24 protein-coding genes and 4 tRNA genes are annotated in these 25959 nt (G+C 66.3%); 15 read left to right on the top strand and 13 right to left on the bottom strand.

The genetic code is table 11. The annotated features are described in order from the left end of the window. Positions 1 to 13 precede the first annotated feature (13 nt). Positions 14 to 565: a DUF3000 domain-containing protein gene (locus ACQPXH_RS19455; protein WP_433603509.1), complete on the bottom strand. Its 552-nt coding sequence runs from the start codon at positions 563 to 565 to the stop codon at positions 14 to 16. A gap of 171 nt (positions 566 to 736) precedes the next feature. On the opposite strand from ACQPXH_RS19455, the gene hemE reads away from it, so the two are divergent. From hemE to hemQ, 4 genes are all read left to right on the top strand, one after another. Beyond that, on the top strand, positions 737 to 1792 hold the full coding sequence (gene hemE, locus ACQPXH_RS19450; protein ID WP_433597965.1) for a uroporphyrinogen decarboxylase: 1056 nt from the start codon (positions 737 to 739) through the stop codon (positions 1790 to 1792). Between the two features lie 31 nt (positions 1793 to 1823). Next, complete coding sequence (locus tag ACQPXH_RS19445) at positions 1824 to 2378, top strand: uridine kinase family protein (protein WP_433597964.1); 555 nt, start codon at positions 1824 to 1826, stop codon at positions 2376 to 2378. Positions 2379 to 2845: 467 nt separating this feature from the next. Next, positions 2846 to 4204: a protoporphyrinogen oxidase gene (locus tag ACQPXH_RS19440; protein WP_433597963.1), complete on the top strand. Its 1359-nt coding sequence runs from the start codon at positions 2846 to 2848 to the stop codon at positions 4202 to 4204. A gap of 415 nt (positions 4205 to 4619) precedes the next feature. Beyond that, positions 4620 to 5315, top strand: coding sequence for a hydrogen peroxide-dependent heme synthase (gene hemQ / locus ACQPXH_RS19435; protein WP_433597962.1), 696 nt, complete (start codon positions 4620 to 4622; stop codon positions 5313 to 5315). Between the two features lie 89 nt (positions 5316 to 5404). On the opposite strand, the gene msrB is transcribed toward hemQ, so the two are convergent. The 4 genes from msrB to ACQPXH_RS19415 form a co-directional block, all read right to left on the bottom strand. Beyond that, positions 5405 to 5848 carry a peptide-methionine (R)-S-oxide reductase MsrB gene (gene msrB / locus ACQPXH_RS19430; protein WP_433597961.1) on the bottom strand — a complete coding sequence of 148 codons (444 nt, stop codon included), beginning with the start codon at positions 5846 to 5848 and terminating at the stop codon, positions 5405 to 5407. A gap of 47 nt (positions 5849 to 5895) precedes the next feature. Beyond that, positions 5896 to 7242: a glycosyltransferase family 87 protein gene (locus tag ACQPXH_RS19425; protein WP_433597960.1), complete on the bottom strand. Its 1347-nt coding sequence runs from the start codon at positions 7240 to 7242 to the stop codon at positions 5896 to 5898. A 135-nt stretch (positions 7243 to 7377) separates the two neighbouring features. Further along, a complete protein-coding gene (locus ACQPXH_RS19420) occupies positions 7378 to 8934 on the bottom strand; it encodes an alpha/beta hydrolase (RefSeq protein WP_433597959.1) in 1557 nt (518 codons plus the stop codon). Positions 8935 to 8966: 32 nt separating this feature from the next. Further along, positions 8967 to 9728 (bottom strand): pyrimidine reductase family protein, encoded by a 762-nt coding sequence (locus tag ACQPXH_RS19415; RefSeq protein ID WP_433597958.1) that lies wholly within the window; start codon positions 9726 to 9728, stop codon positions 8967 to 8969. Positions 9729 to 9763: 35 nt separating this feature from the next. Here ACQPXH_RS19415 and zapE point away from each other — a divergent pair, with 35 nt between their 5' ends. Further along, positions 9764 to 10780, top strand: coding sequence for a cell division protein ZapE (gene zapE / locus ACQPXH_RS19410; protein ID WP_433597957.1), 1017 nt, complete (start codon positions 9764 to 9766; stop codon positions 10778 to 10780). Beyond that, positions 10777 to 11586, top strand: a complete 810-nt coding sequence (locus tag ACQPXH_RS19405; protein WP_433597956.1) for a tyrosine-protein phosphatase — start codon at positions 10777 to 10779, stop codon at positions 11584 to 11586. Before zapE ends, ACQPXH_RS19405 begins: the two co-directional genes overlap by 4 nt. 98 nt (positions 11587 to 11684) lie before the next feature. Here ACQPXH_RS19405 and ACQPXH_RS19400 read toward each other — a convergent pair whose 3' ends face one another. The 3 genes from ACQPXH_RS19400 to ACQPXH_RS19390 form a co-directional block, all read right to left on the bottom strand. Then, on the bottom strand, positions 11685 to 11945 hold the full coding sequence (locus ACQPXH_RS19400) for a MarR family transcriptional regulator (RefSeq protein WP_433597955.1): 261 nt from the start codon (positions 11943 to 11945) through the stop codon (positions 11685 to 11687). Positions 11946 to 12030: 85 nt separating this feature from the next. After that, positions 12031 to 12570 (bottom strand): GNAT family N-acetyltransferase, encoded by a 540-nt coding sequence (locus tag ACQPXH_RS19395; protein ID WP_433597954.1) that lies wholly within the window; start codon positions 12568 to 12570, stop codon positions 12031 to 12033. Further along, entirely contained in the window at positions 12567 to 13793 is a 1227-nt protein-coding gene (locus tag ACQPXH_RS19390) for an MFS transporter (protein ID WP_433597953.1), read from the bottom strand. Before ACQPXH_RS19390 ends, ACQPXH_RS19395 begins: the two co-directional genes overlap by 4 nt. A 197-nt stretch (positions 13794 to 13990) precedes the next feature. Between ACQPXH_RS19390 and ACQPXH_RS19385 the strand changes: the two genes are divergently transcribed. From ACQPXH_RS19385 to ACQPXH_RS19370, 4 genes are all read left to right on the top strand, one after another. Then, on the top strand, positions 13991 to 15220 hold the full coding sequence (locus tag ACQPXH_RS19385; RefSeq protein WP_433597952.1) for a cytochrome P450 family protein: 1230 nt from the start codon (positions 13991 to 13993) through the stop codon (positions 15218 to 15220). A gap of 149 nt (positions 15221 to 15369) precedes the next feature. Continuing rightward, positions 15370 to 16686 (top strand): cytochrome P450, encoded by a 1317-nt coding sequence (locus tag ACQPXH_RS19380; RefSeq protein ID WP_433597951.1) that lies wholly within the window; start codon positions 15370 to 15372, stop codon positions 16684 to 16686. 51 nt (positions 16687 to 16737) lie between these two features. Continuing rightward, positions 16738 to 18261: a flavin-containing monooxygenase gene (locus tag ACQPXH_RS19375; RefSeq protein ID WP_433597950.1), complete on the top strand. Its 1524-nt coding sequence runs from the start codon at positions 16738 to 16740 to the stop codon at positions 18259 to 18261. 407 nt (positions 18262 to 18668) lie between these two features. After that, on the top strand, positions 18669 to 19580 hold the full coding sequence (locus ACQPXH_RS19370; protein ID WP_433597949.1) for a LysR family transcriptional regulator: 912 nt from the start codon (positions 18669 to 18671) through the stop codon (positions 19578 to 19580). A gap of 5 nt (positions 19581 to 19585) precedes the next feature. Here the strand turns inward: ACQPXH_RS19370 and ACQPXH_RS19365 are convergent, their stop codons facing one another. Then, positions 19586 to 20791, bottom strand: a complete 1206-nt coding sequence (locus ACQPXH_RS19365) for a hypothetical protein (RefSeq protein WP_433597948.1) — start codon at positions 20789 to 20791, stop codon at positions 19586 to 19588. Between the two features lie 392 nt (positions 20792 to 21183). Between ACQPXH_RS19365 and ACQPXH_RS19360 the strand changes: the two genes are divergently transcribed. Beyond that, positions 21184 to 22167, top strand: a complete 984-nt coding sequence (locus ACQPXH_RS19360; protein WP_433597947.1) for a hypothetical protein — start codon at positions 21184 to 21186, stop codon at positions 22165 to 22167. Here the strand turns inward: ACQPXH_RS19360 and ACQPXH_RS19355 are convergent. The 4 genes from ACQPXH_RS19355 to ACQPXH_RS19340 form a co-directional block, all read right to left on the bottom strand. Further along, positions 22139 to 23389, bottom strand: a complete 1251-nt coding sequence (locus tag ACQPXH_RS19355) for a sigma factor-like helix-turn-helix DNA-binding protein (RefSeq protein WP_433597946.1) — start codon at positions 23387 to 23389, stop codon at positions 22139 to 22141. The genes ACQPXH_RS19360 and ACQPXH_RS19355 overlap by 29 nt on opposite strands. A gap of 209 nt (positions 23390 to 23598) precedes the next feature. Then, positions 23599 to 23673, bottom strand: a tRNA-Val gene (locus ACQPXH_RS19350). Position 23674: 1 nt separating this feature from the next. Further along, positions 23675 to 23745 (bottom strand) — tRNA-Cys (locus ACQPXH_RS19345). A gap of 44 nt (positions 23746 to 23789) precedes the next feature. Next, positions 23790 to 23862: transfer RNA gene (locus tag ACQPXH_RS19340), tRNA-Gly, on the bottom strand. A 527-nt stretch (positions 23863 to 24389) separates the two neighbouring features. On the opposite strand from ACQPXH_RS19340, the gene ACQPXH_RS19335 reads away from it, so the two are divergent. The 4 genes from ACQPXH_RS19335 to ACQPXH_RS19320 all read left to right on the top strand — a co-directional run bounded on the left by ACQPXH_RS19335 (position 24390) and on the right by ACQPXH_RS19320 (position 25873). Next, positions 24390 to 24461: transfer RNA gene (locus tag ACQPXH_RS19335), tRNA-Val, on the top strand. A gap of 199 nt (positions 24462 to 24660) precedes the next feature. Continuing rightward, positions 24661 to 25188: a hypothetical protein gene (locus ACQPXH_RS19330; protein ID WP_433597945.1), complete on the top strand. Its 528-nt coding sequence runs from the start codon at positions 24661 to 24663 to the stop codon at positions 25186 to 25188. Beyond that, on the top strand, positions 25185 to 25712 hold the full coding sequence (locus tag ACQPXH_RS19325; protein WP_433597944.1) for a hypothetical protein: 528 nt from the start codon (positions 25185 to 25187) through the stop codon (positions 25710 to 25712). Before ACQPXH_RS19330 ends, ACQPXH_RS19325 begins: the two co-directional genes overlap by 4 nt. Then, positions 25709 to 25873 carry a hypothetical protein gene (locus ACQPXH_RS19320; RefSeq protein WP_433597943.1) on the top strand — a complete coding sequence of 55 codons (165 nt, stop codon included), beginning with the start codon at positions 25709 to 25711 and terminating at the stop codon, positions 25871 to 25873. Before ACQPXH_RS19325 ends, ACQPXH_RS19320 begins: the two co-directional genes overlap by 4 nt. Positions 25874 to 25959 lie beyond the last annotated feature (86 nt).

Below are 25959 nucleotides of genomic sequence, written 5' to 3'. Positions count from 1 at the left end.
CTTTACGTGGCGATCAGGTGTGGTCGTTGCTGGTATACGACTCCGGTCGCAGATGGGTGATTCCGGCGGGCGGCAAACCGGCCGCGTAGGCCAGCACTTCGCAGAAGCCTTCCACGTGCGGGCGCATATCGGTGGTCATCGCGGTCCAGGAGGCGCGCAGCTCCAATTGGTGTGCGCGCGGCGGTCCGGCGATATCGCCGTAGCGCACCGAACTGGTGGAGGTAACCGTGCCGCCGAGCGCGGTAAACGCTTCGCCGCGGGTTTCGAGCGCGTCGACCAGCCAGCTCCAGGCGACCTCGGGAAGCAGCGCGTCGGTGGCCAGTGCCGCATCGATATCTGCCTGGATGTAGGCAACCAAGCGAAAGACACCGTGCCAGGCCTCGCCGCCCTCGGGATCGTGCAGCAGGATCAGCCTGCCGAAGGCATCACCCTCGGAATCGACCGGCACCACATTGGTTTCGGGGTGTTCGACTTCCGCGCCTAGTGCGTACGAAAAGGGTGCCAGGCGTTGAGGGGGCCGGATCGGTGCCAGCTCGATTCGAGGGTGCACGGTTGCGGTGCCCATCGCATCGACCGCGGCGCGAAACTGAGCTGGCTCGCCGTTGGGTCCTTCGGTCGGTGCGGCTCCGTCGCGGAAGTCGAGCGGTGTCACGGAAGCGACGGTAGACCTTGCGTGCCCGGCGCAGTCGGAGGCGCGCCGCTAGAGGGCCTTGCGGGCCGCATACGATAGGCGGTGATGAGCACTCAAACCCGTCGCCGGTTGACCGATGCCCCGTTCCTGGCCGCCGCCACCGGCGCCGCACCGAGCCGTCGTCCGGTGTGGTTCATGCGGCAGGCCGGACGGTCGCTGCCCGAATACCGCGAACTGCGCAAGGGCATCGGCATGCTGGAGTCGTGCTTCGACCCGGAGCTGGTGTGTGAGATCACCATGCAGCCGATCCGGCGCCACGGTGTCGATGCGGCGATCTTGTTCTCCGACATCGTCGTTCCGCTGAAGGCCGCCGGTATCGATCTCGATATCGTGGCCGGCGTCGGGCCGGTGATCGCTTCGCCGGTGCGCACCATCGCGGACGTGCGCGCACTGCCGCGGCTGCGGCCCGAAGAGGTGGGCGCGGTGACCGACGGGGTGAAGCTGCTGACCGACGCACTCGGCGATACGCCGCTGATCGGATTCGCCGGTGCGCCGTTCACGCTCGCGTCGTATCTGGTCGAGGGTGGGCCGAGCAAGAACCACGAGCGCACCAAGGCGATGATGCACGCCGACCCGACGACCTGGCACGAGCTGCTCGGTGTCCTGACCGATATCACCATCGCCTTCCTGCAGGCACAGTTGGCCGCCGGTGTCGACGCCGTCCAGTTGTTCGATTCGTGGGCCGGTGCGCTCTCGCTGGCCGACTATCGCGAATTCGTGCTGCCGCATTCGGAGCGGGTATTCGCGGAGGTCGCCGCGGCCGGCGTGCCGCGGATCCACTTCGGGGTCGGTACCGGTGAGTTGCTCGGTGTGATGGGGGAAGTCGGCGCCGATGTCGTGGGCGTCGATTGGCGGGTGCCACTGACCGAGGCGGTGCGTCGGGTCGGACCCGGAAAAGCGTTGCAGGGCAACCTGGATCCGGCCGTGCTGTTCGCCGGATCCGCTGCCGTCGAGGCCGAGGCGCGGCGTATCGCACACGAGGCCGATGAGGCGATCACCATGGGTGCGGCCGGTCATATCTTCAACCTCGGGCACGGGGTGCTGCCCGATACCGATCCGGGTGTGCTGACCGCCCTGGTGCAACTCGTCCACGAACTGTGACCGAGTAGGCGTGAGTGCGGATACTCGACCTGTGTCGCCAGGGCGGAGTCCGGCCACCGACGAGATCGCAGGTCGGATCGCCACCAGCTCGCCGCGACTCGGTTCGACCCGCCTGGTGGCGGTGGACGGACCGGGCGGGGCCGGAAAGTCGACATTCGCGGCGTCTTTGGCGGGGCTGTGCGCTGCGCAGGTAGTGCACACCGACGACTTCGCGGACGGAAACAACGAACTTCCGTGGTGGCCACGGCTCGAGGAGCAGGTGCTCGAACCGATCGCCCGGGGCCGTCCCGGTCGGTATCAGCGATACGACTGGGATAAGCGGACTTTGGTCGAATGGCATGATGTCGCGCCCGACGGAGTGCTCATCCTCGAAGGCGTCTCCTCGGCCCGCGCCGCCGTCCGCGATCGGCTGTCGCTGGCGGTCTGGATCGACACTCCGCGCACGGTGCGTCTGGCACGCGGGCTCGAACGCGACGGTGTTCACACCCTGCCCTTATGGGAGCAGTGGATGGCCGCTGAAGACGAGCACTTCGCCACCGACAACACGCGCGACCATGTGGACCTGATAATCCCCGGTACGCCTTGACTCCCGCCATAAACGGATGACGTGACGGACGCGTCGCGCAGATCACGCCTTATGCGCGGCCGTAAACGGCCGTGCAACAGTGCAATTCGGAGGTCGGCCAGGGCTTGCGCGGTCCGGTCACCACGTCGAGCAGGGCGGCGGCTTCGATGGCTAGCGTATCGACGGCATCGCCGCGTCCGGCGAGTTCGCGCGGCAGCGCCTGTCGGGATAGCCCGTCGAATAGCGGAGGGGACCAGGAACAGTCGACCCGAGAACTCGGCGAAGCGGTCGACGACGTTACGGATCATCTCCTCGCGATCTCCCGCAAGTTGGTCCGGGCGCAGCCGAGCTCGGCGAGGGTGTGCGGCTGCGCGGCGACCGGTGGAAACACCCGCCCGGTCCGCGGACTCGGGGCGCCGACCGTGTGCTCGGTCACGAAGGTCAGGGGTGTGGTCGGTGCGGATCCGTCGGCGGGCTACGGTCGCGACATGAGAATCGCGGTGGTCGGTGGCGGGATCAGCGGGCTTGTCGCGGCGTACCGGTTACGGGGGCTGCTGGGGACGCGGGCGGAGATCGTGGTCGTCGATCGCGGCGCGCGGCTGGGCGGGATTCTCTATACCGGCGAATTGGCCGGGGAGCCCTTGGATCTCGGGGCGGAGGCGTTCGTCGGGCGGCGGCCGGAGGTACCCGCGCTGCTGCGTGAGCTCGGGCTGGAATCGGAGTTGGTGGTGCCCGCCGGATTGCGGCCGCTGGTCTGGGCGCAGGGCAGCGCGCATCCGCTACCGGAACGCACGTTGATGGGCATTCCGTCGGATGCCGAGTCGATGCGGGGGTTGGTCGATGCCGAGACGCTCGAGCGGATCGATGCGGAGACGCGACGGCCGCTGGCCTGGTATCCGGACGCCGACCTCGACGTCTACAACCTCGTCGCCGACCGGTTCGGCGCACAGGTCGCCGAGCGCAGCGTCGACCCGCTGCTCGGTGGCGTCTATGCGGGCAGTTCGCGCTCCATCGGGGTGCGCGCCGCACTGCCGACGCTGGCCGCCGCACTCGACAACGGCGCGTCGAGCCTCACCCAAGCGGTCGCCGCCGCGATGCCGCCGCCCTCGAACACGCCGGTTTTCGGCGGCCTTCGCGACGGTTACCGGGTGCTGCTCGACGCATTGGCCGCCAACTCCGAGGCGGAATTCGTCACCGCGACCTCGGCCACCCACCTGAGCCGCGCGACCCACGGCTGGGTACTCGAGCCGATCGGCGCGGTGGACGCGGTGGTGCTTGCCACCCCAGCGCCGGTGACCGCGAACCTGCTGCGCCCCTTCGCACCCGCCGCCGCATCGGCCGCCGGCGGCATCGAATTGTCCTCGTCTGTCGTTGTGGCCCTGGCTCTTCCGCGTGATACCGCGCTGCCACACAACTCCGGCATCCTGGTCGCCACCGGAGAACCCTTGCGCGCCAAGGCCTTCACCCTGTCCAGTCGCAAGTGGACGCACCTCGCCCAACGCGAAACCGCCGCCGTCCGAGCCTCATTCGGCAAATTCGGCGACGACTCCACCCAGACTTGGTCCGACGCCGAACTCATCAATGCCGCCACCGAAGACCTCGCCACCGTCACCGGTGCCAGCATCGAACCGATCTCGGCCGTTGTTCAGCGCTGGCCCGGCGGTCTCGCCCAATACGCTCCCGGCCACCTCGACCGCATAGCCGAAATCGAGTCCACCACAGCCGATTTCGAGGGCCTCGCGATAGCAGGCGCCTACCTCCACGGCGTCGGCGTCCCCGCCTGCGTAGCCTCCGCCTCCGCTGCCGCCCACCGCATAGCCACCACCCTGACCCGCACCGCCGCCTGATCCGCGCAGCCCCACACAGTCGGCTGCCGGGTAGGTAGCACCTCGAGCTGCGGTGTTTTGATGGCGCTGCGCTGTGCAATGCGACCACCGGATGGGCAGCGCCATGGCCTCAGCCGCGGAAGCTGTGCCTCGGACCGCGACTATATGGGGTGGCCAGCGGCAGATCTGAGCCCCGGCATCGTGATCGGAGCCGCGTCGCGCCCTGCGACTTCCGGGTGGTCAGGGCCACACCTGCGGCGTCCAGATGCGTGGTGCCGCGACCGGGTTGTAGTGCCATGACCTGAGCCGCGTCGACCTGATCGGCACCGCGTCGCGCTGCCCACCGCAGTGCGATGGTTGAGATACGGCGCGCGCATCCGCGTCGGGAACGGCCCGCACGGATGCACCGATTCGGCGCAATGGCACGATAGGAATCATGGCGCGACTCGACTATCAAGCACTCAATTCCACCATCCGATACCTGATGTTCTCGGTGTTCCAGGTGCAGCCGGGGGTGTTGGGGGATGACCGTGAGGCCGCCGTCAAGGAGGCGCGGGCGTTCTTCGATGGGCTCGCCGAGCGCGACGTCGTGGTTCGCGGCATCTATGACGTCGCGGGGATGCGCGCCGATGCCGACTTCATGATCTGGTCGCATGCCGAGCGGGTCGAGGATCTGCAGTCGGCGTACGCGGATTTCCGGCGCACCACCGAACTGGGCCGGGCCAGCGCGCCGGTCTGGAGCAATGTGGCGCTGCATCGGCCCGCCGAATTCAACAAGAGCCACATTCCGGCGTTCCTGGCCGGTGAGGATCCGGGCAACTACATCTGCGTCTACCCGTTCGTGCGCTCCTACGAGTGGTATCTGCTGCCCGACGACGAGCGCCGCAAGATGCTCGCCGACCACGGCAAGGCCGCACGCGGCTACCCGGATGTGCGCGCCAACACCGTCAGCTCCTTCGCTCTCGGCGACTACGAGTGGATCCTCGCCTTCGAGGCACCGGAACTGCACCGCATCGTCGACCTCATGCGTGATCTGCGCGCCACCGAAGCCCGCCTGCACGTGCGCGAAGAGGTGCCATTCTTCACCGGCCCTCGCGTCGAAATCGAAAAGCTCATCGCCGCCTTGCCATGAGCTGAAGACCGATTGAGCATGCCCCAGTTTTTTGGGGCATGCTCAACAAGCCGGTCGGTCTGTATCTTTCGCTCAGCGCCGCAGTCGTTTTACTCCGCTGCACTGCCCGAGGGGTGCAGTTGCAGGGCGATGGAGTTGATGCAATAGCGCTTATCGGTGGGCGTGTTGTATCCCTCGCCCTCGAAAACGTGGCCGAGGTGGCTGTGGCAGTTCGCGCACAGCACTTCGACCCGGTGCATGCCCAGTGTGTCGTCGGAGCGCAGAATGACCGCCTCCGACTTCGCCGGGTCGAAGAACGACGGCCAACCGCAATGCGAATCGAATTTCTCGGCACTGCGGAACAATTCGGCCCCGCACGCCCGGCACACATAGACACCCTCGGTCTTGGTGTCGGTGTACTCGCCGGTGAACGGGCGTTCGGTCGCGGCCTGTCGCAGCACCGCGTATTCCTCCGGATTCAGCTTGGCCTTCCACTCCTGTGGGGTCAGCTGGATCCGGGGTACGGGTTGGGACGTGTCGGCGTCAGAACTCATTGCTCCACGCTAATAGGTGTTCGCCGCCTGCGCCGCCTGTCCCGTCGCTACTTGAGTGCACTCGCCCGCGGGTCATCGAGCAATTCGCTGCCGTTCGTCGCGTCGCGAGGAGTGCTGTCGTATGCCGTCTCCGGCTCGACCACCAGCGGCGCGTCCTCGGCGGCGGCCCGCGAATCCGGCGCCGAGCGCATCCACTCCGGATCGATTCCGAACTGCAGCCGACCTTCCCGTCGCGCCGCCAGATACCGATCGCCGAGCACACATGTGATGACGATCAGCAGCAGACCCCAGCCGAAGGTGATGCGCAGATACTCCAGATTGCGCCCGAGGCCCTGCCAGCGGTCGGAGAGCCACTTGTCGTAGGACATGAATCCGAATACCGCCAGCCACGCCGGCCAGTTCCGCAGCACCGAATTGCGCAGTACCACCGACATCAGCAACGGGAACAGCATCATCGAGTAGTACATCTGCCCCAGGGAGGACAGCAGGAACGACGCGGTCATCAGCACACCGGACGAGGTCGTCACGAAGAACAGTTCGTCGTCGCGGTAGTAGCGATACAGCAGCCACAGCGAGATGGCCACCACTACGCCCATCACGATGCGAATACCCCAGGTCAGCCACAGCGGCAGGCCGTAATACGCCGCATTGCCGACGATCGCGCTGTTGAAGTAGTCCCGGGATTCGAAAATGTAGCGCAACGTCCGGGTGAAGAATTTGTCCGCGTCCTTCGACAGCGGCCAGGCGAGCGCCGTGAGCGCGACCGGGACACCGATAGCGGTGTAGAACACCTTCCACTGCCCGCGCGCCGCCGCGATCAGCACCAGCGGTGCGAGCGTCGGTTTCACCGCGATACTCAAACCCAATATCGCGCCGGCCCACAGATCCCGCCGGGCGAGCAGCAGCATGATAAAGCCCACCTCGGCCAGCAGCACGCATCCGTTCACATTGGTGAAAACCAGTGTGTTGATGACGGTTTCGGAGCTGAACATGGCCAGCAGCAGGGCCGGCGCCGCCACCGACGACACCGTGAACTTGAACAGCTTGAGCAGCAGATACCAGGCCAGGATGATGGCGGCGGCATTCAACAGGATGAAGCACCAGCGCGACTTCTCCGGATCGATCAGCGCCAGAGGCGCGATCAGCAGCGTGCCGCTCGGGGGATACAAGTAGTGCGGATCCACCAGATTGTAATTCGCGGTATACACCGGTCGGTGGTTGAGGAACGCCAGCGACGCGTTGTAGACCGGTCTGAAATCATCGGTGATGAAGCCGTTGACTGCCTTGATGAAGACCCGGTTGAGCACAGTCATGACCGCGAGCGGCCAGAGTGCGAACTTGATCACCTCGGCGGTGGTGCGAGCGGTGCGAGGCTCGAGCTGTCGAAGTAACACTGGGGCACGGTACACCGGATCCACACACGACGGTTGCCTGGACCTACCTGGCGTGCCGAGGTTAGGGGAAATGACTGCGCCTCGCTGGCGCTCGGCTCCGTCATATCCCCTAAAGGGGCTGTGCCTTTGATGCGCTTATGCGGGGCAAGCGGTGCCATCAGCAGGCAGCTTGGCGTCTTTCAGGTAGTCGATCAGAGCCCGCTGCGCACAACCGGAATGAGCGAAAACCGGATGTCCCCAACCCTGCCAGGTGATCGCGGCCTTGCGCGCGCCGGCGGCGCCGAGCGCGCCGGTCACCGAGGCTTGACCGCCGTCGCCGACCAGCGGATCCGCGATTCCGCCGAGCACGAGAACCGACAGATCCAGCTTCTCCGGCAGCGGCGGTGCGGCGCTGACCGGCCAGGCGACGCATTCCATCATCCCGATCGCGGCAGACCTGCCGAAGACCGGATATTTGGTGCCCCAGGTGTCCGCGAGCTCCTTGGCCTTGGTGGGGCTCGGCGGCAGCTGGTTGTCGGTGCAGCGGTTGACGAACTGGCCGTCGGCCGCGGTGGCGGCGGTTTCGCGCTGGATCAGCGTCCCGAGCGGGCCGCGATCGCCGCGCCCGGCGACCGAGAGCGCGTCGGCGAGTTCGGCGATATGCGCGGCTTGGTCGCGCGGAGCGGCCAGGAAGCCCGACAACCCGGTCAGCAGCGCATTCGCGGAGATATCGCCGAGTCCGCCACTGCTCGCCTTGCGCACCAGATCGATGATCGCCGCGCGTGGGTCGGCACCGAGTGAGCAGCCGACGCCGGTACAACGCTGGGCGAATGCGGTCACCGCCGCTTCCGCGCCCTGGACGCGCTGTTCGGTGCGGGTGACGGCATCGGCGCCGACGGCCTCCGGTGAGTCCAGCACCAGGCGCGCCAGGTGGTCGCCGAATTTGCGTGCGTAGCTGAGCGCGACCTTCGCGCCATTGCCCGAACCGAGCAGGTCGATCCGGTCGACCTGCCACTGCTTGCGCAGCTGCTCGATGTCGTCGGCGGCATGCGGTGCGTCGAAGGTGCCCTCATAGGGCTGCAGGAAGTCGCGGCAGGCGATGGTGGCGTCCTGGCTGAATCCGGTGACCGCTTCGACGGGATCGTTTGCGCCCGGCCCGAATTGCCCGTTGTCGGCCAGGCCGCGGCGGGACTCGGCGGTCATGCAGTCGATCGGTTGCGAGGTCCCGAGACCGCGCCGGTCCACGGCGACGATCGGGCGGCTGGCCAGCAGCCCGTTGCCGGCGCCGACGGCGAGCCCGGCCAGTGTCGCCGTGGAGGAGCGGTCCGCGCCGGAGGTGATGACCAGCGGCGCGACATCGGTCGGGGTCTGCGGCAGCCGGGCCCGCATGGCACCGGTGCGGAAGTTGCCGAGCACGCCGCCGGTCGAATCGATCGGGGTGGTGTATTCGGCACAGTCCAGGACCAGGCCGGATGGCGCGGGGCCGAGGCCGAGTAGGTCGAGTGTGGGCGTGGTGCAATCGCGCCAGGTCAAATCGGTTTTGGGGACACCGGCATCCGGCGGCGGCGCGATGACCGTGGTCGGCTGCGGCCCCGCCCCGGCCTGCGGCGCGCGCTCGACGGCGACGCCGGGGCGATCGGAAGGTCCCGCACCGCATCCGGCGATCATGATCGAGAGTGTCGATGCCAGCACGACGGCCCGAGTCCAGCGCATGCGCTACAGCCTGCCAGGTTCGTGCGGTTTGTTCATGAACGGGTCCAGCGGGTCAGCACGGTGCCGTCGTCGTCGAGCAGGATATGCCTGCGCGCCATCGGCACCCGGAACTCGTGTGCCGACAGCGAGATTCGGCGCGCGGTACCACCCACCAGGATCGGTGCGGTGGTGACGCACAGTTCATCGACCGCATCCGCCTCCAGCAACTCACCGAACAGATGCGGACCGCCCTCGCACAGCACGCGCCGCAGCCCGAGGTCGGCGAGTGTGTTGAGCAGGCCCTGCGGGGCGATCGCGACACCGCCCGCCTCGATGACGTGCGCGCCCGCATCGGCGAGTTGCTGTTTGCGATCCTCCGGCGCAGTGCTGGTGGTAATGATCAGCGTCGGAACTTTGGTCTCGGTGAACAGCCGCGCGCCCGGCTCCAGCGAAGCGCTGGCGGTGACAACCGCGATCGGTGGCGGCGCCCCGTCGCGGTGTCCGCCGATGCCGCGGTCGTACAGCGCGCGCCGGAAGACCGGGTCGGTCCCGGCGCCGCCGTAGTTCTCCGCCCGTGCGGTGCCCGCGCCGACCACGATCACATCGGCCAATTGGCGCAACAGCATGAAGACGGTTTTGTCGGCCGGGGTGCCGAGGCCTTCGGAGACATTGCCGCTGGTGGCGGAGCCGTCGATGCTGGAGACGAAATTGGCGCGGACCCAAGGAGCCTCGAGTTCGGTGGGGTAGGCGTACAGATCGGCGAGCTCGTCCCGGCTCAGTCCTGTGAGCTGGATCGCATTGTGGATACGCTGCATGAAGAAAGATCACACCACGTCATTAGGCTTCCAGCATGCAAGAGCGCCTTGTCGATCGCCATCCGGAGGTTCCGGCGGACCAGTTGGTCGCCCAGATGGTGCCACCGCCCATGTTCGACGAGGTCAGTTTCGCCTCCTACATTCCCGATCCCAAGGAGCCGACCCAGGCGGCCGCGGTCCACAAGGCCGAGGATTTCGCCGTTCAGGTCGCCAAGATCCATCGGGCGGCGAACAAGAAGAGCCTGTTCGGGAAGAGGAAACCGATCAGCGGCGCCGGGCTCTACCTCGACGGCGGCTTCGGCGTCGGCAAGACCCACCTGCTGGCCTCCATCTTCCACAGCGCGCCCGCACCGAAATCCTTCGGCACCTTCGGTGAACTCACCAATCTCGTTGGCGCACTCGGCTTCAACAATGCCGTCGAGCGGCTCGCGGCGAACAGCGTGCTGTGCATCGACGAATTCGAACTCGACGATCCCGGCGACACCATGCTCGTCTCGCGGCTGCTGACCGAGCTGTCGGCGCGCGGCGTCTCCATCGCCGCCACCTCCAATACCCTGCCCGGCCAGCTGGGGGAGGGCCGCTTCGCCGCCCAGGACTTCCTGCGCGAGATCAAGAAGCTCGGTTCGATCTTCGAGCCCGTGCGCGTCGACGGTCCGGACTACCGGCACCGCGATCTGCCGCCCGCTCCCGAACCCACCTCACCAGAACTGCTCACCGAGCACGCTTGTGCCACAACAGGTTCCACGCTCGATGAATTCGACGCGCTACTGAAGCATCTGAGCACACTGCACCCGTCGAAGTACGGTGCGCTGATCTCCGGGGTGTCGTCGGTATTCATTTCGAATGTGCATCCGGTGACCGATCAGGCGGTCGCGCTGCGGATCGTCGTACTGGCCGACCGGCTGTACGACGCGAGCGTGGCGGTGACGGTTTCGGGCGCGAAGCTGGACGAGATCTTCTCCAAAGAGATGCTCGATGGTGGTTACCGCAAGAAGTACCTGCGTGCGATTTCGCGTCTGCTGGCGCTTTCGCGCTTCGAAGTCGCCGCGTGATCGGAGCAGTCGTGGTCCGTCGTTCCGTTCGGGTCCCGGTCGCACTGGCTGCCGGTCTGACCGTCGCCTTCGGGCCGGTGGCAGGCCTCGCACCGGCCGATCCGGTCAGCGTCGCCGATCCGGTCGCCGTCGACCGCGCACTGAATCTGCAGGGCGTGCAGAACAGCCGTGACGCGGGCGGCTACCGCACCACCGACGGACACTGGGTGCGCACCGGGCTGGTCTACCGCACCGGCCAGCTCAACAATGCGACTCCGGCCGATCTGGCCGTGCTGACCGACCGTCAGGTGCGCGTGGTCGACGATCTGCGCACCGTTTACGAGCGGACCATCGCGGCCGACCGCCTGCCCGCTGGTGTGGTCGCGAACTGGAACGACGTCATCGGTCAGGCGCCGCCGCAAACCCTGGTCACCACCCTCACCGGCGGCAACGACCTGTACCGCGCATTCATCGCCGCGCCGGGCGCGAACGAAGCCTTCGCCTCGGTGCTGCGCGACATCATCGACACCGACGGCGCCGTGCTCTTCCACTGCACCGCGGGCAAGGACCGCACCGGCTGGACCTCCGCGGTCCTGCTGACCATCCTCGGCGTGGACCGCGACACCGTCACGCAGGATTACCTGCTGTCGAATCAGTACCGCAATGCCAGCGCGAACGATCCGCTCAACGGCGTCTCCGCCGCATGGCTGGATGCCGCGTTCGACCAAGCGAACCAGAGCTACGGCAGTTTCGACAATTATGTCCGTGCGGGATTGCAGCTGTCGGCCACCGACGTCGCAGCACTGAAGGCGAAACTGCTGGCCTGATTCAGGAGCGATGTTCGGTATACCACCGATCGATCAGCGCGGGCAGTTCCTTGCCCATCCGCATCAAGAATTCGTGCATATCCCGAACCCGTTCGGCGTCAGCACCATTCGGGTCGTCGATTAGTGCGAGCCCGCGCGGTCATATTGGTGAGGTCGGTGTACATGCCGCTCTGCCGACGGGTCAGCTCCGGCGGAATTCCGGGCCGGATCGAGGCGTAGTCCTTGCGATCGCCAGGCTTGGAGACCTTGTCCACCCACCGCATAGTGACAAGCGTCTTCAATACCGACGAGATGGAACCTTTGGACGTCTGCAGCGCATCCGCGATCTGGCCGAAGGTCTGCACTGCCTGACGCGACATTGCGGATCGTGCCCGGCGATCACCTGATGGCCGTCGTGTATCCGAGCTTCCATGCGGCGTTGGTCGAGTTCGTGGCCTGAGCCGGTCAGAAAACTCGGCGCATTACGAAATCGTGATGCACCTGGCTACCCACGGTGAAGGTCTTGGTGCCGACCCACTCGAACCCGTGCTTGACATAGAACCGCTGGGCGCGTTCATTCTCCTCGTTGACCCCGAGCCACACCCCGGCCACCGCCTCCTCGCGAGCCTGCTCCAGCGATGCGTTCATCAGTGCTTTCGAGACACCGGCGCCATGGTGACCGGGCAGTACATACATCTTGCTGATCTCGGCGGCCGGCCGCAGATCGACGGCCTTTGCGACGTCGGGATCGGCCGGGTCACCGTAGTGCAACATCGCGTAACCGACGATATCGCCGCCCGCTACCGCCTTGAGCACGATCCGGGCGGGGTCGGTCAGATACTCGCCGAAGCGTGCACCGGAGAGCACCTCGGCTATGAAGATCTCGATATCGTCCGCGGTGGCGTGCGGTGGACAGGCGAGTGGAAAGGTCGCGGCCGCAACGTCACTGAGGGCCTCGGCGTCCCATAATCCGGCCCGGTCGACGGTGACTGGGATGTTGCTCATGTGTCCAGTACAGCACGGCCTCCGTTGGAAGGTGAAAGCTCGTCCGGTTCGGAACGGGAATGGAATACACGTGCGAGTCCGATAACGATTGCCATGAACAGGACGGGGATCACGAAACCGATCCGATGGCCGAACCCGGCGGCGATCACGCCGACCAGCCCGCCGCCGACGAGTGTGCCAACGTAGTTGAAGAGATTCAGGCGCGCGATCAGTGCGTCGAGTTGCCGTCCGCTGGTCAGTAGCCCGGCCTCGCTGAAGCACAGCGGTGCGACGACGCCGGTACCGAAACCGCCTGTCAGGAAGCCGATAATCGCGACCACGGGCCCGGGCGCGACGACCGCGACGGCCAGTCCGAGCACGCCGATCGCGCCCGCGATGCGCACCACCTGGCGTCCGCCGAGGCGCCGCACCCACAGATCCCCGCTCAGCCTGGCGGCCAGCGACGCGCACTGATAGACCGCCAACGCCAAGGCCGCGGTGGACGAACTGGCGAGCAGATCCTCCTTCAGGTACAACGCCGACCAGTTGCTGACCGCGAGATCGATCGCGAAAACGAGCGATGCCGCGATGCCGAAGGCGAGGTACATGCGCAGCGGAACCATCCCGGATACTGAGGATTCGCTGTCGGCCACCTCCGCTGGTCCGGCCTCGGCCTCCGCGGCGCCGAGCAGGCGTTCGCCGGTCACCAACCCGACCATGAGAACTACGCCCGCTGCCGCCAACAGCGATTCGCGCAGCGTGACGTCCAATGCCTCGCAGGCGGATACGAACAGCGCACCGAGGATCGATCCGGCACTCCACGCCCCGTAAAACGAGGACAAGATGAATTTCCCGTACCCGTGCTGAATGAATACACCCTGCATATTCGTGCTCGCATCGACAATGCCGACCGCGATTCCGTAGCACCCGAGGGCCATCGCCAGCACAGGGATATTCGGGGCCAGCGCGATGGCGCATCCGGTGACCGTGATGCCCAGCAGTCCGATCCGCACCGTGACCCGGCTGGACCACCGCGTTGCCACCTGCTCGGCCGCCACGCTGCCGACGCCGGCGAGGATCGAAACCAGCACCACCGCACCGACGATCAGGCCATCGGACAGGCTGAAGCGATCCTTCTGCTGGGGCAGTTCGGTGAGCACCACCGCGAAGAAAAAGCCCTGCAACCCGAAGGCGAACGAATTCGCGATCCGGGCTCCGCGCAGGACGGGAGAAATCGATCCCATCTGCGGAGAGTATCGGCCCGGCCGTGGCCGTGCCCCGGCAGACGGTCGCGGTCATCCTTTTGGTGGATGCGGCGCGCGACGGTCATCGTTTTTGGTCAGATTCGGTCGCTGAGGTCGACGCGCGGGTGGTCGAGCTCGCTTTCGCGTGTCACTATCGAAGGGGCGCAAGACAACTCGCGAACGGGGAAGGCCCTCGAATGAGAAAGCTGCCGCAGGATTTCTTTAGTACACCGTATGCCTTCTACGCGGAGTTGCGCGCCGAAGGCCCCGTGCACCCGATCGAGTTGAACAGCGGCGTGCGCGCTTGGCTGGTGGTGGATCTGGACGTTGCGCGCGAGGTGCTGCGTCATCCGGCCATCCGCAAGGACCCGCGCACCGACGCAGGCCGCAAGGCGCGTGGTCTGCCCACCGGTGACACCGGCGTCGGGGCGGTAAATGCCCGGATCAGCTACCACCTGCTGAATACCGATCCGCCGGGGCACACCCGACTGCGCCGACTGGTCGCCCCCGCATTCGCACCCGCTCGGATCGAGGCGCTGGCCCCGCGCGTGCTGGCGATCGCCGATGAGCTCCTGGACCGGATCGCTGTAGACGGCGCGGGCCCGGTGGATCTGTTGTCGGAGTATGCGTTTCCGCTGCCCATCACCGTCATCTGTGAACTACTCGGTGTGCCGGTGGCCGATCGCGCGGATTTCCGGGAGTGGTCGCGCATCATCGTCGAAGTATCGACCGCGACTCCCGAGGAGGTCCGGCACGCGACCGACGCGATTGCCGACTACTTCGAGCAGCTGATCACGCGGCGGCGGGCCGAGGGGTTGGGGGAGGATCTCGTATCGGACCTGATCACGGCCAGTGCCGACGGCGACCGTCTCACCGACGACGAGCTGATCTCCATGGTGTTCCTCATCCTGGTCGCGGGCCACGAGACCACGGTCAATCTGATCGGCAATACCGTGCTCACCCTGTTGTCGGATCCGGCGCGCTACCGCGCGCTGCACGGGAATACGCAGGCGGTGCCTGCCCTGATCGAGGAGATGCTGCGCTACGACGGTCCGGTGAATGTCGCGACCTTGCGCTACACCACCGAACCGATCACGCTGCGCGGAACCCAGATTCCCGCAGGCGAGATGGTGCTCGTCGCATTGGGTTCGGCCAACCACGACGAACGGCACTTCGGCGACGCCGCGGAGTTCGACCCGCAGCGCTCCGAATCGGGCCACTTGGCGTTCGGCCACGGCATCCACTACTGCCTCGGCGCCGGCCTGGCTCGGCTCGAGGCGCGCATCGCGATCACGAGGTTGGTCGAGCAGTATCCGGACCTGCGCTTGGCGGCGGCCGATGGGGAATTGCGCTGGCGGGAGAGCATGCTCATCCGAGGGCTACAGGATCTGCCGGTCGAATTGGCAGGGGCGCCCGCCCTGCGTTGAGTCCGGCGTCCGGGATGGTGCGCAGAACGGCGGACTGCGCCGCTGATCAGGCGTTGTGCCCCAGGGTCTTCCGCCACACCGGACAACTGTGCGACAGTGCAGAGAACCGGGCGTAACGATGCGTCCGGCGCCGGACGCGGAGGGAAGCGATGACTGCGGCGTATCCACCCGGTCCGCCGATACCCGCATTTCTGCAGGGCCTGCTGTACATCCGTAACCGCGCCCAGGTGCTGCCGCCGCTGCGGCGGCGCTACGGCGATGTCTTCTCGCTGCATGTGCCGCCGTTCGCGCAGAACCTCGTGGTGTTCACCCGCCCCGAACACATCAAGGAGATCTTCGCGGGCGACCCACGCGACCTGCACGCGGGCGAAGGCAATCAGATCCTCGGCCCGGTGATGGGCGAGCATTCGGTGCTGATGACCGACGAGGCCGAACACGCGAGGACCCGCCGATTGCTCATGCCCGCATTCAACGGCGCGGCCCTGCGCGGCTATCGGGATCTGGTCGCCGAGATCGCGGCCGCGGAGGTCGAACGCTGGCGGCCCGGTTCGATGGTCGTCACCCTCGACCGGATGAACGCGCTCACCCTCGAGGTGATCACGCGGGTGGTATTCGGCGTCACCGATGAGCGCACTCGGGCCGCGCTCGCGCCGCGCCTGGGGCGCATCGTCGATATCGGGCCGCTGCAGTACATCGGCCTGATGAAACCGGTGCTGCAGAAGTATCCGCCGTGGAAGTCCTTCCACGGCAATATGGCCGCTATCGATGATCTGCTGTACGCCGAGATCACAGCCCGGCGCACCGCCCCCGACCTGGACGAACGCACCGACGTCCTGTCCCGGCTATTGCAGGCGGGCGGCGATACGGAGTCCGATCCGCCGCTCACCGACCCCGAACTGCGCGATCAACTCATCACCTTGCTGCTCGCCGGTCACGAAACCACCGCGGCTGCGCTGTCCTGGGCGCTGCACGAACTCTCGGTCAACCCGCAGGTACAAGGCGACGCTCACGAAGCGGTCCGCATCGATGACGACAAGGCGCTCGAGGCGGTCATGAAGGAGGCGATGCGGATGCGTACCGTCATCCCCGGCGCGGTCCGCAAACTCACCAGGGATATGACCATCGGCGGCTGGGAGCTGCCCGCGGGCACTGTGGTCAGCTGTTCGATCCTGCTGGCGCACCGCAGCCCGGCCAACTATCCCGACACCTGGGCGTTCCGTCCGTCGCGCTTCCTCGAGGGCGAGGTCGAACCGAATACCTGGCTACCCTTCGGCGGCGGCGTGCGCCGCTGCATCGGCGCCGGATTCTCGCTGATGGAGGGCACCACGGTGCTCCGCGAGATCCTTGCCCGTTACACCCTCGCCCCGCCCGAGGGGGCGAAACGCGAGCGCGGACGGGTGCGCAATATCACCACCGTGCCGCGCGACAAGGCCAGGATTGTAGTCACTCCCCGTTCAACCTCGTGAAATCGCACCGAGGCTTTGCCGCATGCGCGCGAGCGACGTAATCTCCGTGCCATGACGAGCGGGAACCGCATCGCAATCGTAGGTGCGGGCATCGCAGGCCTCGCCTGCGCGAAGGTGTTGCGCCAAGAGGGTTTTCCGGTCGAGGTATTCGATCGGACCTCGGACGTCGGCGGAGTGTGGAGTGCGACGCGCCGGTATCCCGGCCTGCGCGCACAGAACAGCAAACACACATATCACTTTTCCGACTTCCCGATGCCCGACGACTATCCGCGCGTGCCCGATGGGCAGCAGATGCAGCAGTACCTCGACGGGTATGTGCGGCACTTCGGCTTCGGCGAGAGCCTGCGCCTCGGCACCGAGGTGGTCGCGGCCGATCCGGTCGACAGTGGTTGGTTGCTGGAGATCCGCGACCACCTCGGTGTCCACCGCACTTCGTGCGACCATCTGGTCATCGCCAACGGAATATTCAGTGAACCGGCGATGCCCGACTTTCCGGGCGTCGAGCGGTTCCGGCAGGCGGGCGGGCAGATCGGGCACGCCTCGGAGTTCCTGGATGTCGAGTGGGCGCGCGGCAAATCGGTCGTGGTGGTCGGCTATGGCAAGTCGGCCTGCGATATGGCCGAGGCGGTCAGTCACGTCGCGGCCTCGACGAATGTGGTCGCCCGCCGACTGATGTGGAAGATGCCGCGCAAGCTGGCGCGGGGACTGGTCGACTACGAACGGTTGATGCTGACCAGACTCGGGGAGGCGCACTTCCGCTATCAGGAGCTCGGGCGGATCGAACGATTCCTGCATGGTTCGGGGCACAGCTTCCGCGACAGCAACCTCGATGTGATCCAGGAACTCGCCACCAAGAAGTCGCATCTGCGCGAGCTGGGGCTGGTGCCGCAGGGGCGCTTCGAGGACATCGCGCAGAGCACGGTCAGCCTGGTCACCGAGGATTTCTTCGAGCGGGTGGGAATGGGACTGATCGCGGTGCACCGCGACAGCACCATCACCGAGATGGCCGCGAACCAGGTGCGACTGTCCAACGGCACGACCCTGCAAGCCGATATCGTCATCTGCGCCACCGGATTCCACCAGCGGGTGCCTTTCCTGACCCCGTACGTGCAGCGTCAGCTCACCGACGACGAGGGCAATTTCCGCCTGTACCGGCAGATCCTGCCGATCGGCGTACCGAATCTGAGCTTCGTCGGATACAACTCGTCGGTCATCAGCACGCTGAGCGCCGAGGTCGGCGCACATTGGACCGCCGCCCTGCTCCGCGGCCGCCTCGCGCTGCCGACGCAGGAAGAGATGACCGCGCATGTCGATGAGCGGCTGAGCTGGATGGCCGAACGCACGGGTGGCCACCATGCGCACGGCGGCGCCATCACCCCGTTCTCGATCCACAATCTCGACGAGATGCTCGCCGACCTGAAATTCCGGCTGCCGCGCAGAACCCGTGCGGCACAATGGTTCCGGATGATCAAGCCGTCTTCGTATCGTGGCCTCGCCGAGCGGTCGAAGGGGCCGGTGGTGACAGCGGCGCCGGAAATGGCGTCTCGGGTTCCCACCGAACAGCGCACGCCGTAGCCCGATTGCCCGGAGTGCGCCTGGGGATTGCCGGCGTTCTCCTCCGCGCTAACGTGTGGTAGGTCGGAGACGGTGTTGCGTATGGAGGCGTACCGGTTCGATCGACGTCGAGGATCAGTGGGTGGGGGATCTCTCGGCTCTCGCCGGCCAATGGCCCCGGCGCTGGTTGTCGCCGGCGGATACGGGATCGGAACAGAGTCCGTTCCCTCTGCGGAGCACATCGATTTACCCAGTGCGACTGTGGGTTTCGAGTAGAAGAAGTTCAATGTGTGACCGGCGTCGCATAGACGCGCAGTAATTGCCGCCGGAGTCGACAATCGGGCCGGACAGCGCTGTCGAGGTCGGCACGGCGGATTATCGCCGATGCAATGTTGGTTACCAGTCTTTCCGTTCTGGATAATCCAGGAGTGGACGCCCTCGACATGAATCTGCTGGTTGCTCTGGATGCGCTGCTGGAGACCAACAGCGTCACCCAGGCCGCCGAGCGGCTGCACACTTCGGCGCCCGCGATGAGCCGAACGCTGGCCCGGCTGCGGCACGTGCTCGGCGATCCGCTGCTGGTGCGCGCGGGCCGCAATCTGGTGCCGACGCCGCGCGCACTCGAATTGCGTTACGAGGTAAGCGTTCTGGTGGAGCGGGGACGAACGCTGCTCACTCCGCGCGGCGCACTCGACCCGACCACGCTGAAGCGCGACTTCGCCGTGCAGGCGGGCGATATGGTCCTCGGGGAATTGACGACGCCGCTGCTGGCCGCCGTCCGCGCACAGGCGCCCGGCGTGACACTGCACCTGCTCCCGGATCGCGACGAGGGCACCGCCGCACTGCGCGACGGCCGCGTCGATATCGAGGTCGGCGTCATCGAGCACACCGATCCGGAGACCACCGTGCAGCGGGTACTGCGCGACCGCGTGATCGGCGTTGCCGCACCGGAACATCCGCTGATCACCGACCGTGTGACGGTGGCGCGGTTCGCCGCTGCCGCCCACCTCGGCATCTCCCGCCGGGGTCGCGCCCGCGGCCCCATCGATGACCGGCTGGCCCTGCACGGCCGCACTCGCCGCGTCGTGGCCACCGTCCCCGACCTCACCAGCGCCCTGCTAGCGGTCCGCTCCGGCGATCTGATCTGCCCCGTCCCCGCCGCCCTCACCGCGACAACGCGCACCGCACTCGGCTTGTGCGCGTTCGAAATTCCCCTGCCCCTCCCCGAAATCGCCATCGCCATGGCGTGGCACCCCCGTAATACCGCCGACAACGCCCACCGATGGCTACGCGAATTGATCCGCGGCACCCTTACCAGGCTGGACTCGTCCGGCCGGTGAGTTGCTCAGCCCTCGGTGCGGATCGCGAAGTTCGGATCCACGCCGGGTAGTTCGTTCGGCGCGGAGGGTTCCGGGCGCCCGAAGGGGCCGTGCGGGTTGCGCTTGAGTTCGTCGAGCATGGCCTGCAGCTTGTCGACGTGCGAGGTGTCCTCGCCGGTGCCCGCCCGGTGCGCGCCTGGGGTCAGTGCGCCGTTGCCCTCGGTGCGTGGTGCGGTCATGCCGGTGTCGGGACGGGTTGTGGGCGTTGGGGATTCGTAGCCTTTGCGGGGCGGGGAGGTGAGCGGCTCCAGACGGCCGTTACTCGAGCCGATCGAGCCGTAGTCGAGCCGGTCGCCGGTGGTCGCGGGTTGGGAGTTGGTGTAGGTCGGCGCGGAAGGTTCGGTGCCGGCGGGTGTGGCCGAGTCGAGCCATTCGGGGCGCGAGGTGGGTGCGGAGAGCGGCTCGCTGCGGTAGGTCGGGGGAACTGCGGGCGGCACGGGTTGCGGTGTTCGCGAGGGGAGGGGCAGGGAGTCGTTGGGCGTTGCGGGGCCGAAGGGTTCGAGGTGTTCGGTGCGAGTGATCGGCGCGGTGAATTCGGTCCGTGCGGGGCGGGGCGCGATGTCTTCGGGCGCTTTCAGCCGCTCGTTGCGCCCAGTCGTGGCGTCCATGGGTCCGGTCGGGGTCGCTAGGCGCCCGTTGGCTCCGGTCGTCGGCATGACCAGGTCGTCGCGGCCGGTGTTGGGCTCGAGGCGCCCGTTGGTTCCGGTGGTGTCGGGGCGGTTGTTCTGTCCGGTCGGCGTTTGGCTGAGCACGGTGGTGATATCCGGGAGGCTGTTGCGGCCGGTCTCGGTGTGCGCGCTCGTGGTATCGGCTCGCCCGTTGACGGCATCGAGGCGGTCGCGACGTGACGGAATCGGTTCGCGTCGTTCCCTGGTCGCAGGCGCAGGCGCGGGCGCGGGCGCGGGTTCCGGGCGGATCCGCAGTGCGGGTTCGGCCGGTTCGTCACTGGGCTCGACGGTGACGACCTGTTCCAACCGCGACCCGATCTTCGAAACATCCTCCCCGGTACGGAAAGCCCACGCCTCCAACTTGGCCAGACGACCGGCCAGGTTACGTTCGTCATCCACGTGGGCGGCGACCGCGTCGAGTTTATTGCTCACCTCGCGCAGGGTCGTCGCGAGACTCGACAAGAGTGCGCCGATCGATTCGCCACTCCGCTCGTCGTGGTCCATCCCATACCTTCTTCCCCGTATCGCCCGAAACTCCGCTCGTGGCCGGCCGATTCTATCTGTCGATCGGTACCGACGCGGTTCGAGGACCGGCGGTGGCCACGCTCTGCACCTTTCGTCCGGTTACGCGGCGGCGCTCGTTCGGCGGCATCGGCCGTGTCCAAGGAATGGCCGCAACTATCAATTGCCGGAATAACTGTGGCAATGCTCTCGCGTGTCGCAATGAAATCGCTTGTGAGGCAGCCCACATCGGCTGGTCGGAGCGTATTCGCGGGTTGTGGCGCACCCGAGCGCGGGGTAAAGGGGGCTGGCGGGCGGGCCAAAGCTGACGCACTCTTGATCTATGGCGTAGGTCGTACCTGACCTGCGGTGGTTTTGGGCAGGGGTGAGGTCGCGTGAGAACGAAGCAGCGCGTCGAGCGGGCGTGCGGGCGTCGGGCGATGCTCGCCGAATTGGGGTTGTCGGACGGTCGCGTCGCGGACAACCGGGTGCCGGATGGTCGCGCACCCGTCGGCGGAGCGGTCGGGGCAGGGGGATACGGCTGCACATGCCCGGAATGTGCCGCCGCGCAATGGGATATCCAGCGGCTGAAGTATTGGCTGTGCGGTCGGCTCGCGTCCTACGGTGCCGAGGTGGCCGAGGTGGACCGCCGGGTGGGTGACGTCCCGGTGGACGTGCTCTGGCGCAGCGGTGATCGGCAGTACGCCATCGAGGTCCGTACCGGCCCGCTCGATCGGGAATCGGCGCAGCACCACACGACGCGGCTGCGCGCCGCCGGATGTGACGGGGTGCTTTGGCTGTGCCCGCCGGGCTATTGGGTCGGACACCTGCCCGCGCTCGGCCTCGCCGACTTCGCGCCGCCCGCCTGCGATTACCGGGCCGAAGAGGGCATGCTGGATGCGGCGAACAGCGCGGTCGTCCTGCCGCGCCGTGAACCCTTTGAACTGCGCGATTTCCTGGGCGGCTGGGTGCGAGGCGAAATCGCGTGGGGCTACCGCGATGTGATGACAGGAGGATGGGCCACCGTGACCGACTGGGAACACCACACGAGGACACAGGCCAGCGTCATCGCTCGGCAGCGCCAGGAGTTGGTCAACCAACGCACCACCCTGGCCCTGTCTCGAAAATCCGTGCGGGACAAGCAGAAACAGATCATGAAGCTCACCACCCGGCTGGAACGTGCCGAGGAGTCCGCACAGGAGCGCGCGGACTCGCTGGCCGAGGTCAAGCGCAAGCTCGACAACCACCACCGCGTCGACGCCAGCCTGCGTGCCACCATCCTGAGTCTGCAGAAGGCGATCGGCCACTGGCAGCTGATCACTTATTGCGCGATGATGCTGATCGTGACCTTCATCGCGGGAGCGATGTTCGTGCGCTGAAGTGGTCGGCTGGGTGGTTGCCGGTCAACCGGAACGGCGCACGGTCCCAACGCCATTCGTTGCGCAGCACCAGAGCGATCAGGTCGAGCAGATCCAGCTCGACCTCCGCACGCAACTGTCGCAGCGCGGACCAGTACACCGGTCCGCGCTCGACCAACTCCCACAGTCGACCCTCGGCCTCCGCGGCTACCTTGCGCCGCAATAGATCTGGGATTCCGATCTTGCTGCCGGTCCACACCAGCCAGCCCCAGCCGTTGGCATGCGCATGGGTGCGACCTGCCGCCGACTTGATCCGATTGATGTGGAAGCCGACATGTCCCACCGGTTCGACATCGATCAGGACGACGCGGCCATCGGCCAGTCGTGCGGCGATGGTGGGGTAGTAGCTTCGTTCCGTGCCGTCTATTTCGAAGGTGACCGCACTCGGTTGCTCCTGGAATGTCTCGACCAGGTCGCTCGCGTTCACCGTCTGAAGCAGCCGAGCCTCCAAGCCGGAATCGAACCCGACATCGCGTCCGACCTTGTCGAGATAAAACCGCCCGCGCCTTTCGTCGTCGCCGTCGACTATGCGTGCCGAGGCGATCGGCAGGGGAGCGGGTGCTGGCGCGGACGCGGGCCAATCGACCTGTCCCAGCCATGAATTCAGCTCACTCGTCGCCAGCGGCTCATGCAGTTTCGCCAACCGCCGGTTCGTCTTCTTCTGCCATCCCATGATCCGCTGCATGACATATCCGGCGACCCGCTTGGCATCCTCGCCCGCGTGCCCTGCCAGCCGCAGCTTCAGATAAGCCAACTCGTTGGCGGCCAGATCGGTATCCGTCGCATAGGTTTCCACCAACAGCGCCCGCACCAACTGCTGATCTCGTGCCTCCACCGGGTATCGCGTCCCGAAGACCTCGGCAGCCCGATGTCCACTCAGCTGCGCTTCCCGCAGAATCTGCGCCACCGCCCGGGTATGCAACTGTCGAACCCGATCTCGCGACAGATCGAATCGAGCCCCGATCCGCGCCAACGTCTCCGGCGCCTCCCCGCTTACCCCGAGCCGAAACCCCACGATGTCGGCATCACGCCGCTTGCGATCCCCCCGCATCTCGATCAATTCCCCCAATAGCTCGTTGATCTCCTCGAGATCGAACGACACATCCCCGGCGATATCGTCCAGCACGTCGGGATCGGCATAGTCGGCAGCCCGCTCCCGCCGATCGGCCTCACTTGCCGCCACCTGCACCCCTGACCACGACTCGACTCCACTCGATATGTGCGCCTCGATATGTGCGCCGTAGCCTAACGCCGACCACCGACAAGCTCGGAGTTGTTCCCGCTAGCCGGAGTTACTCGACCGTGTGTGTGCTGAGTGTGTGTTCGGAGGCTGAAAGCAGAAGAGGCACCTTCTGAGTTTCCTCAGAAAGTGCCTCTGAACTGCGGAGACGGTGGTGCGCGATACTGGGATTGAACCAGTGACCTCTTCCGTGTCAGGGAAGCGCTCTCCCGCTGAGCTAATCGCGCGAGGTGGAGACGGGAATCGAACCCGTGTGCACGGCTTTGCAGGCCGTTGCCTCACCACTCGGCCACTCCACCGTGCGAAGGGGGAAGGCTCTACTATTGCCTGGCCCTACTCCTCGAGCGGATGACGGGATTCGAACCCGCGACCCTCACCTTGGCAAGGTGATGCGCTACCAGCTGCGCTACATCCGCATTTGCATCTCCGGGAGCCTTGCGGCCCTCCGTGGTGCGAGACAGAACATTAGCCGACGTTCGGCGCAACCTACAAATCCGCTGGTAGAAGGGCCTGAAGACGAATTACATAGGTGTTGTTCGCGAGGTTGGGTAGGGGGCGCTCGCGGGCAAACGTGCTCGGATCGGCCGAGCCGCGCTTTCGCTTGCGCCACATCCGAATCCCGCCGTAAGGCTGGGAACGTCGGGAGGCGGTATCACGGTGGGTGCTGACCGACCATGCCGCCGGGCGGTATCGAAGCCGAACCTCGCGCGCTCGGATGGCAAAGCCCGCGAAGCCCGATGGGTTATCCCGCGGCTGTACGTGGACGGCTCCTCCGGGACCTGCTGCGCCACTTTGTAATTCATGAACTCGCAGCAGCGCCGGCGGCAAAGCTCGACAGCCGATCGCCCGTGTCGAGGTGGCGATTTGGTGGGACGGCGGTAGTGCGTGCTAAGGTTCCATCTCGTTCGAACGGCTGCTCTGTCGCCGATCGAACGCCAAGTTCGGTCCCATAGCTCAGTGGGAGAGCGTCCGCCTCACACGCGGAAGGTCGCTGGTTCGAAACCAGCTGGGACCACCGAAGAAATAGGCTCTGACCAGCACTCCGCTTGGTTGGAGCCTTTCTTGTGTCCAACGGGTGTGGCCGAAACTGTAGCCTATCGCCCATTCTTTGATGCAGCTGCCGCCTTTGTGGGTGCAACGTCGATCGTTACCGACCCTCCGTCTCGCTCCATTCGATGTGATGTTAGTCACATTCTGGGGTTGGTGGTTCTCCGATGAGCGGCAACCGTTCTCGTCAGGCTTGGCAGTTGTCGCGCGCCCTCACCGAGCGCGCCAACGTCGATGTCCGGATCGAATACCACGGTGCCCGCCGAGACTCCTATGGTGGATGGCACATCCAATGGTGCGGCGGGCCAGTCGCATCCGACATGCGCGGCCACGTCGCTGCCCTCGCCGCCCGGTACCCGTTGATTGCCGCCGCGCATCTGGAGTATGTGCGCGGCTACACCGACCTCGATGAGGCGGTCGCACTGCTGCTGTGGCTGGACGCCAACCCGCACGAGATTCCGTTTCTGTCGGTGTGGACCGCCCGCGAAGCGCTCGCCGAGTGTGGGTATCCCGAGGACGCCGACGAGGTGTGGCAGGCGCGCGGGCGAGCCTTGCTGGCTCTGTCGCCAGCCGGGACGGTCGGCGCTTCGGCAGTCGATGTGCTGCGTCGTCACGCGGGGGTCGGATGGGGCAACGCGCTGGCTTGGCTGGATGGGCTCGTGTCGGGTGATCGTCGATTGAAGGTGGTCCCGTGACTGCCAATGTGTCGCGTCGTGCGCGCCAACTCGCGGCCCAGCTGTCCGAGCGCACCCGGACCACCGTGCGTCTCGAATATCACGACAGCATCGCCGGTAGCGGGCGGGCGTGGCATATCCATTGGACTGATGGACCGACGCGGCATCAGATGCTGACTCTCGCGGCGTCACTTACCGAGGACGTCCCGAGCATTGATATCGCGCGGGTCCGGCTTGCCCGGTCGCACACCGCGCTCGGTGAAGCTGTCGCGGTTCTGGTGTGGCTGAACGAGGACATCGAACGTGCCGACCTGTTTCCAGGAGTGTGGCCGGAGTTTGCCCGCGACCATGTCAGCTACCCGGACCAGGGCGGCGAACGCTGGAGCCGTCGCGGTGAAGCTGTGCTGTCGATGACGCGTGGCGGTGTGGACCTGGCGGTGTGCCGTGCGATCGATGCACGGATCCGCGCGGAGGGCTGGGCCGGTGTCCTGGAATGGTTGGACGGGATCGCGTTGGGGGACAAGCCGTTGCGGGTGGCGCGATGACCACGTTCACGCTTCGGTTCGATGTGCCCGACGATCAGCGCCACATCGTCGACCATGAGATCGGGCTTGCATTGGATGCGATGGAGCCCCTGCGGAAGTGGTTGGCCCGCAACGGTGGTCACCTTCAGCAACTCGTCGACGGCAAGTCCGTCGACATTTAGTGAAATGCGGGGCGTGTCCGCTCGGACATGCCGTGATCCGCGTAACAGGACGTGGCTGCTCGTTGATGTGCAGCCAACAGCCCGCA

Origin of the sequence: Nocardia sp. CA-135953 (genome assembly GCF_050955735.1) — a bacterium.
Lineage (GTDB): Bacteria > Actinomycetota > Actinomycetes > Mycobacteriales > Mycobacteriaceae > Nocardia.
The sequence above is the reverse complement of the archived record's forward strand: the minus strand, read 5'-3'. Positions and strand labels throughout refer to the sequence as shown.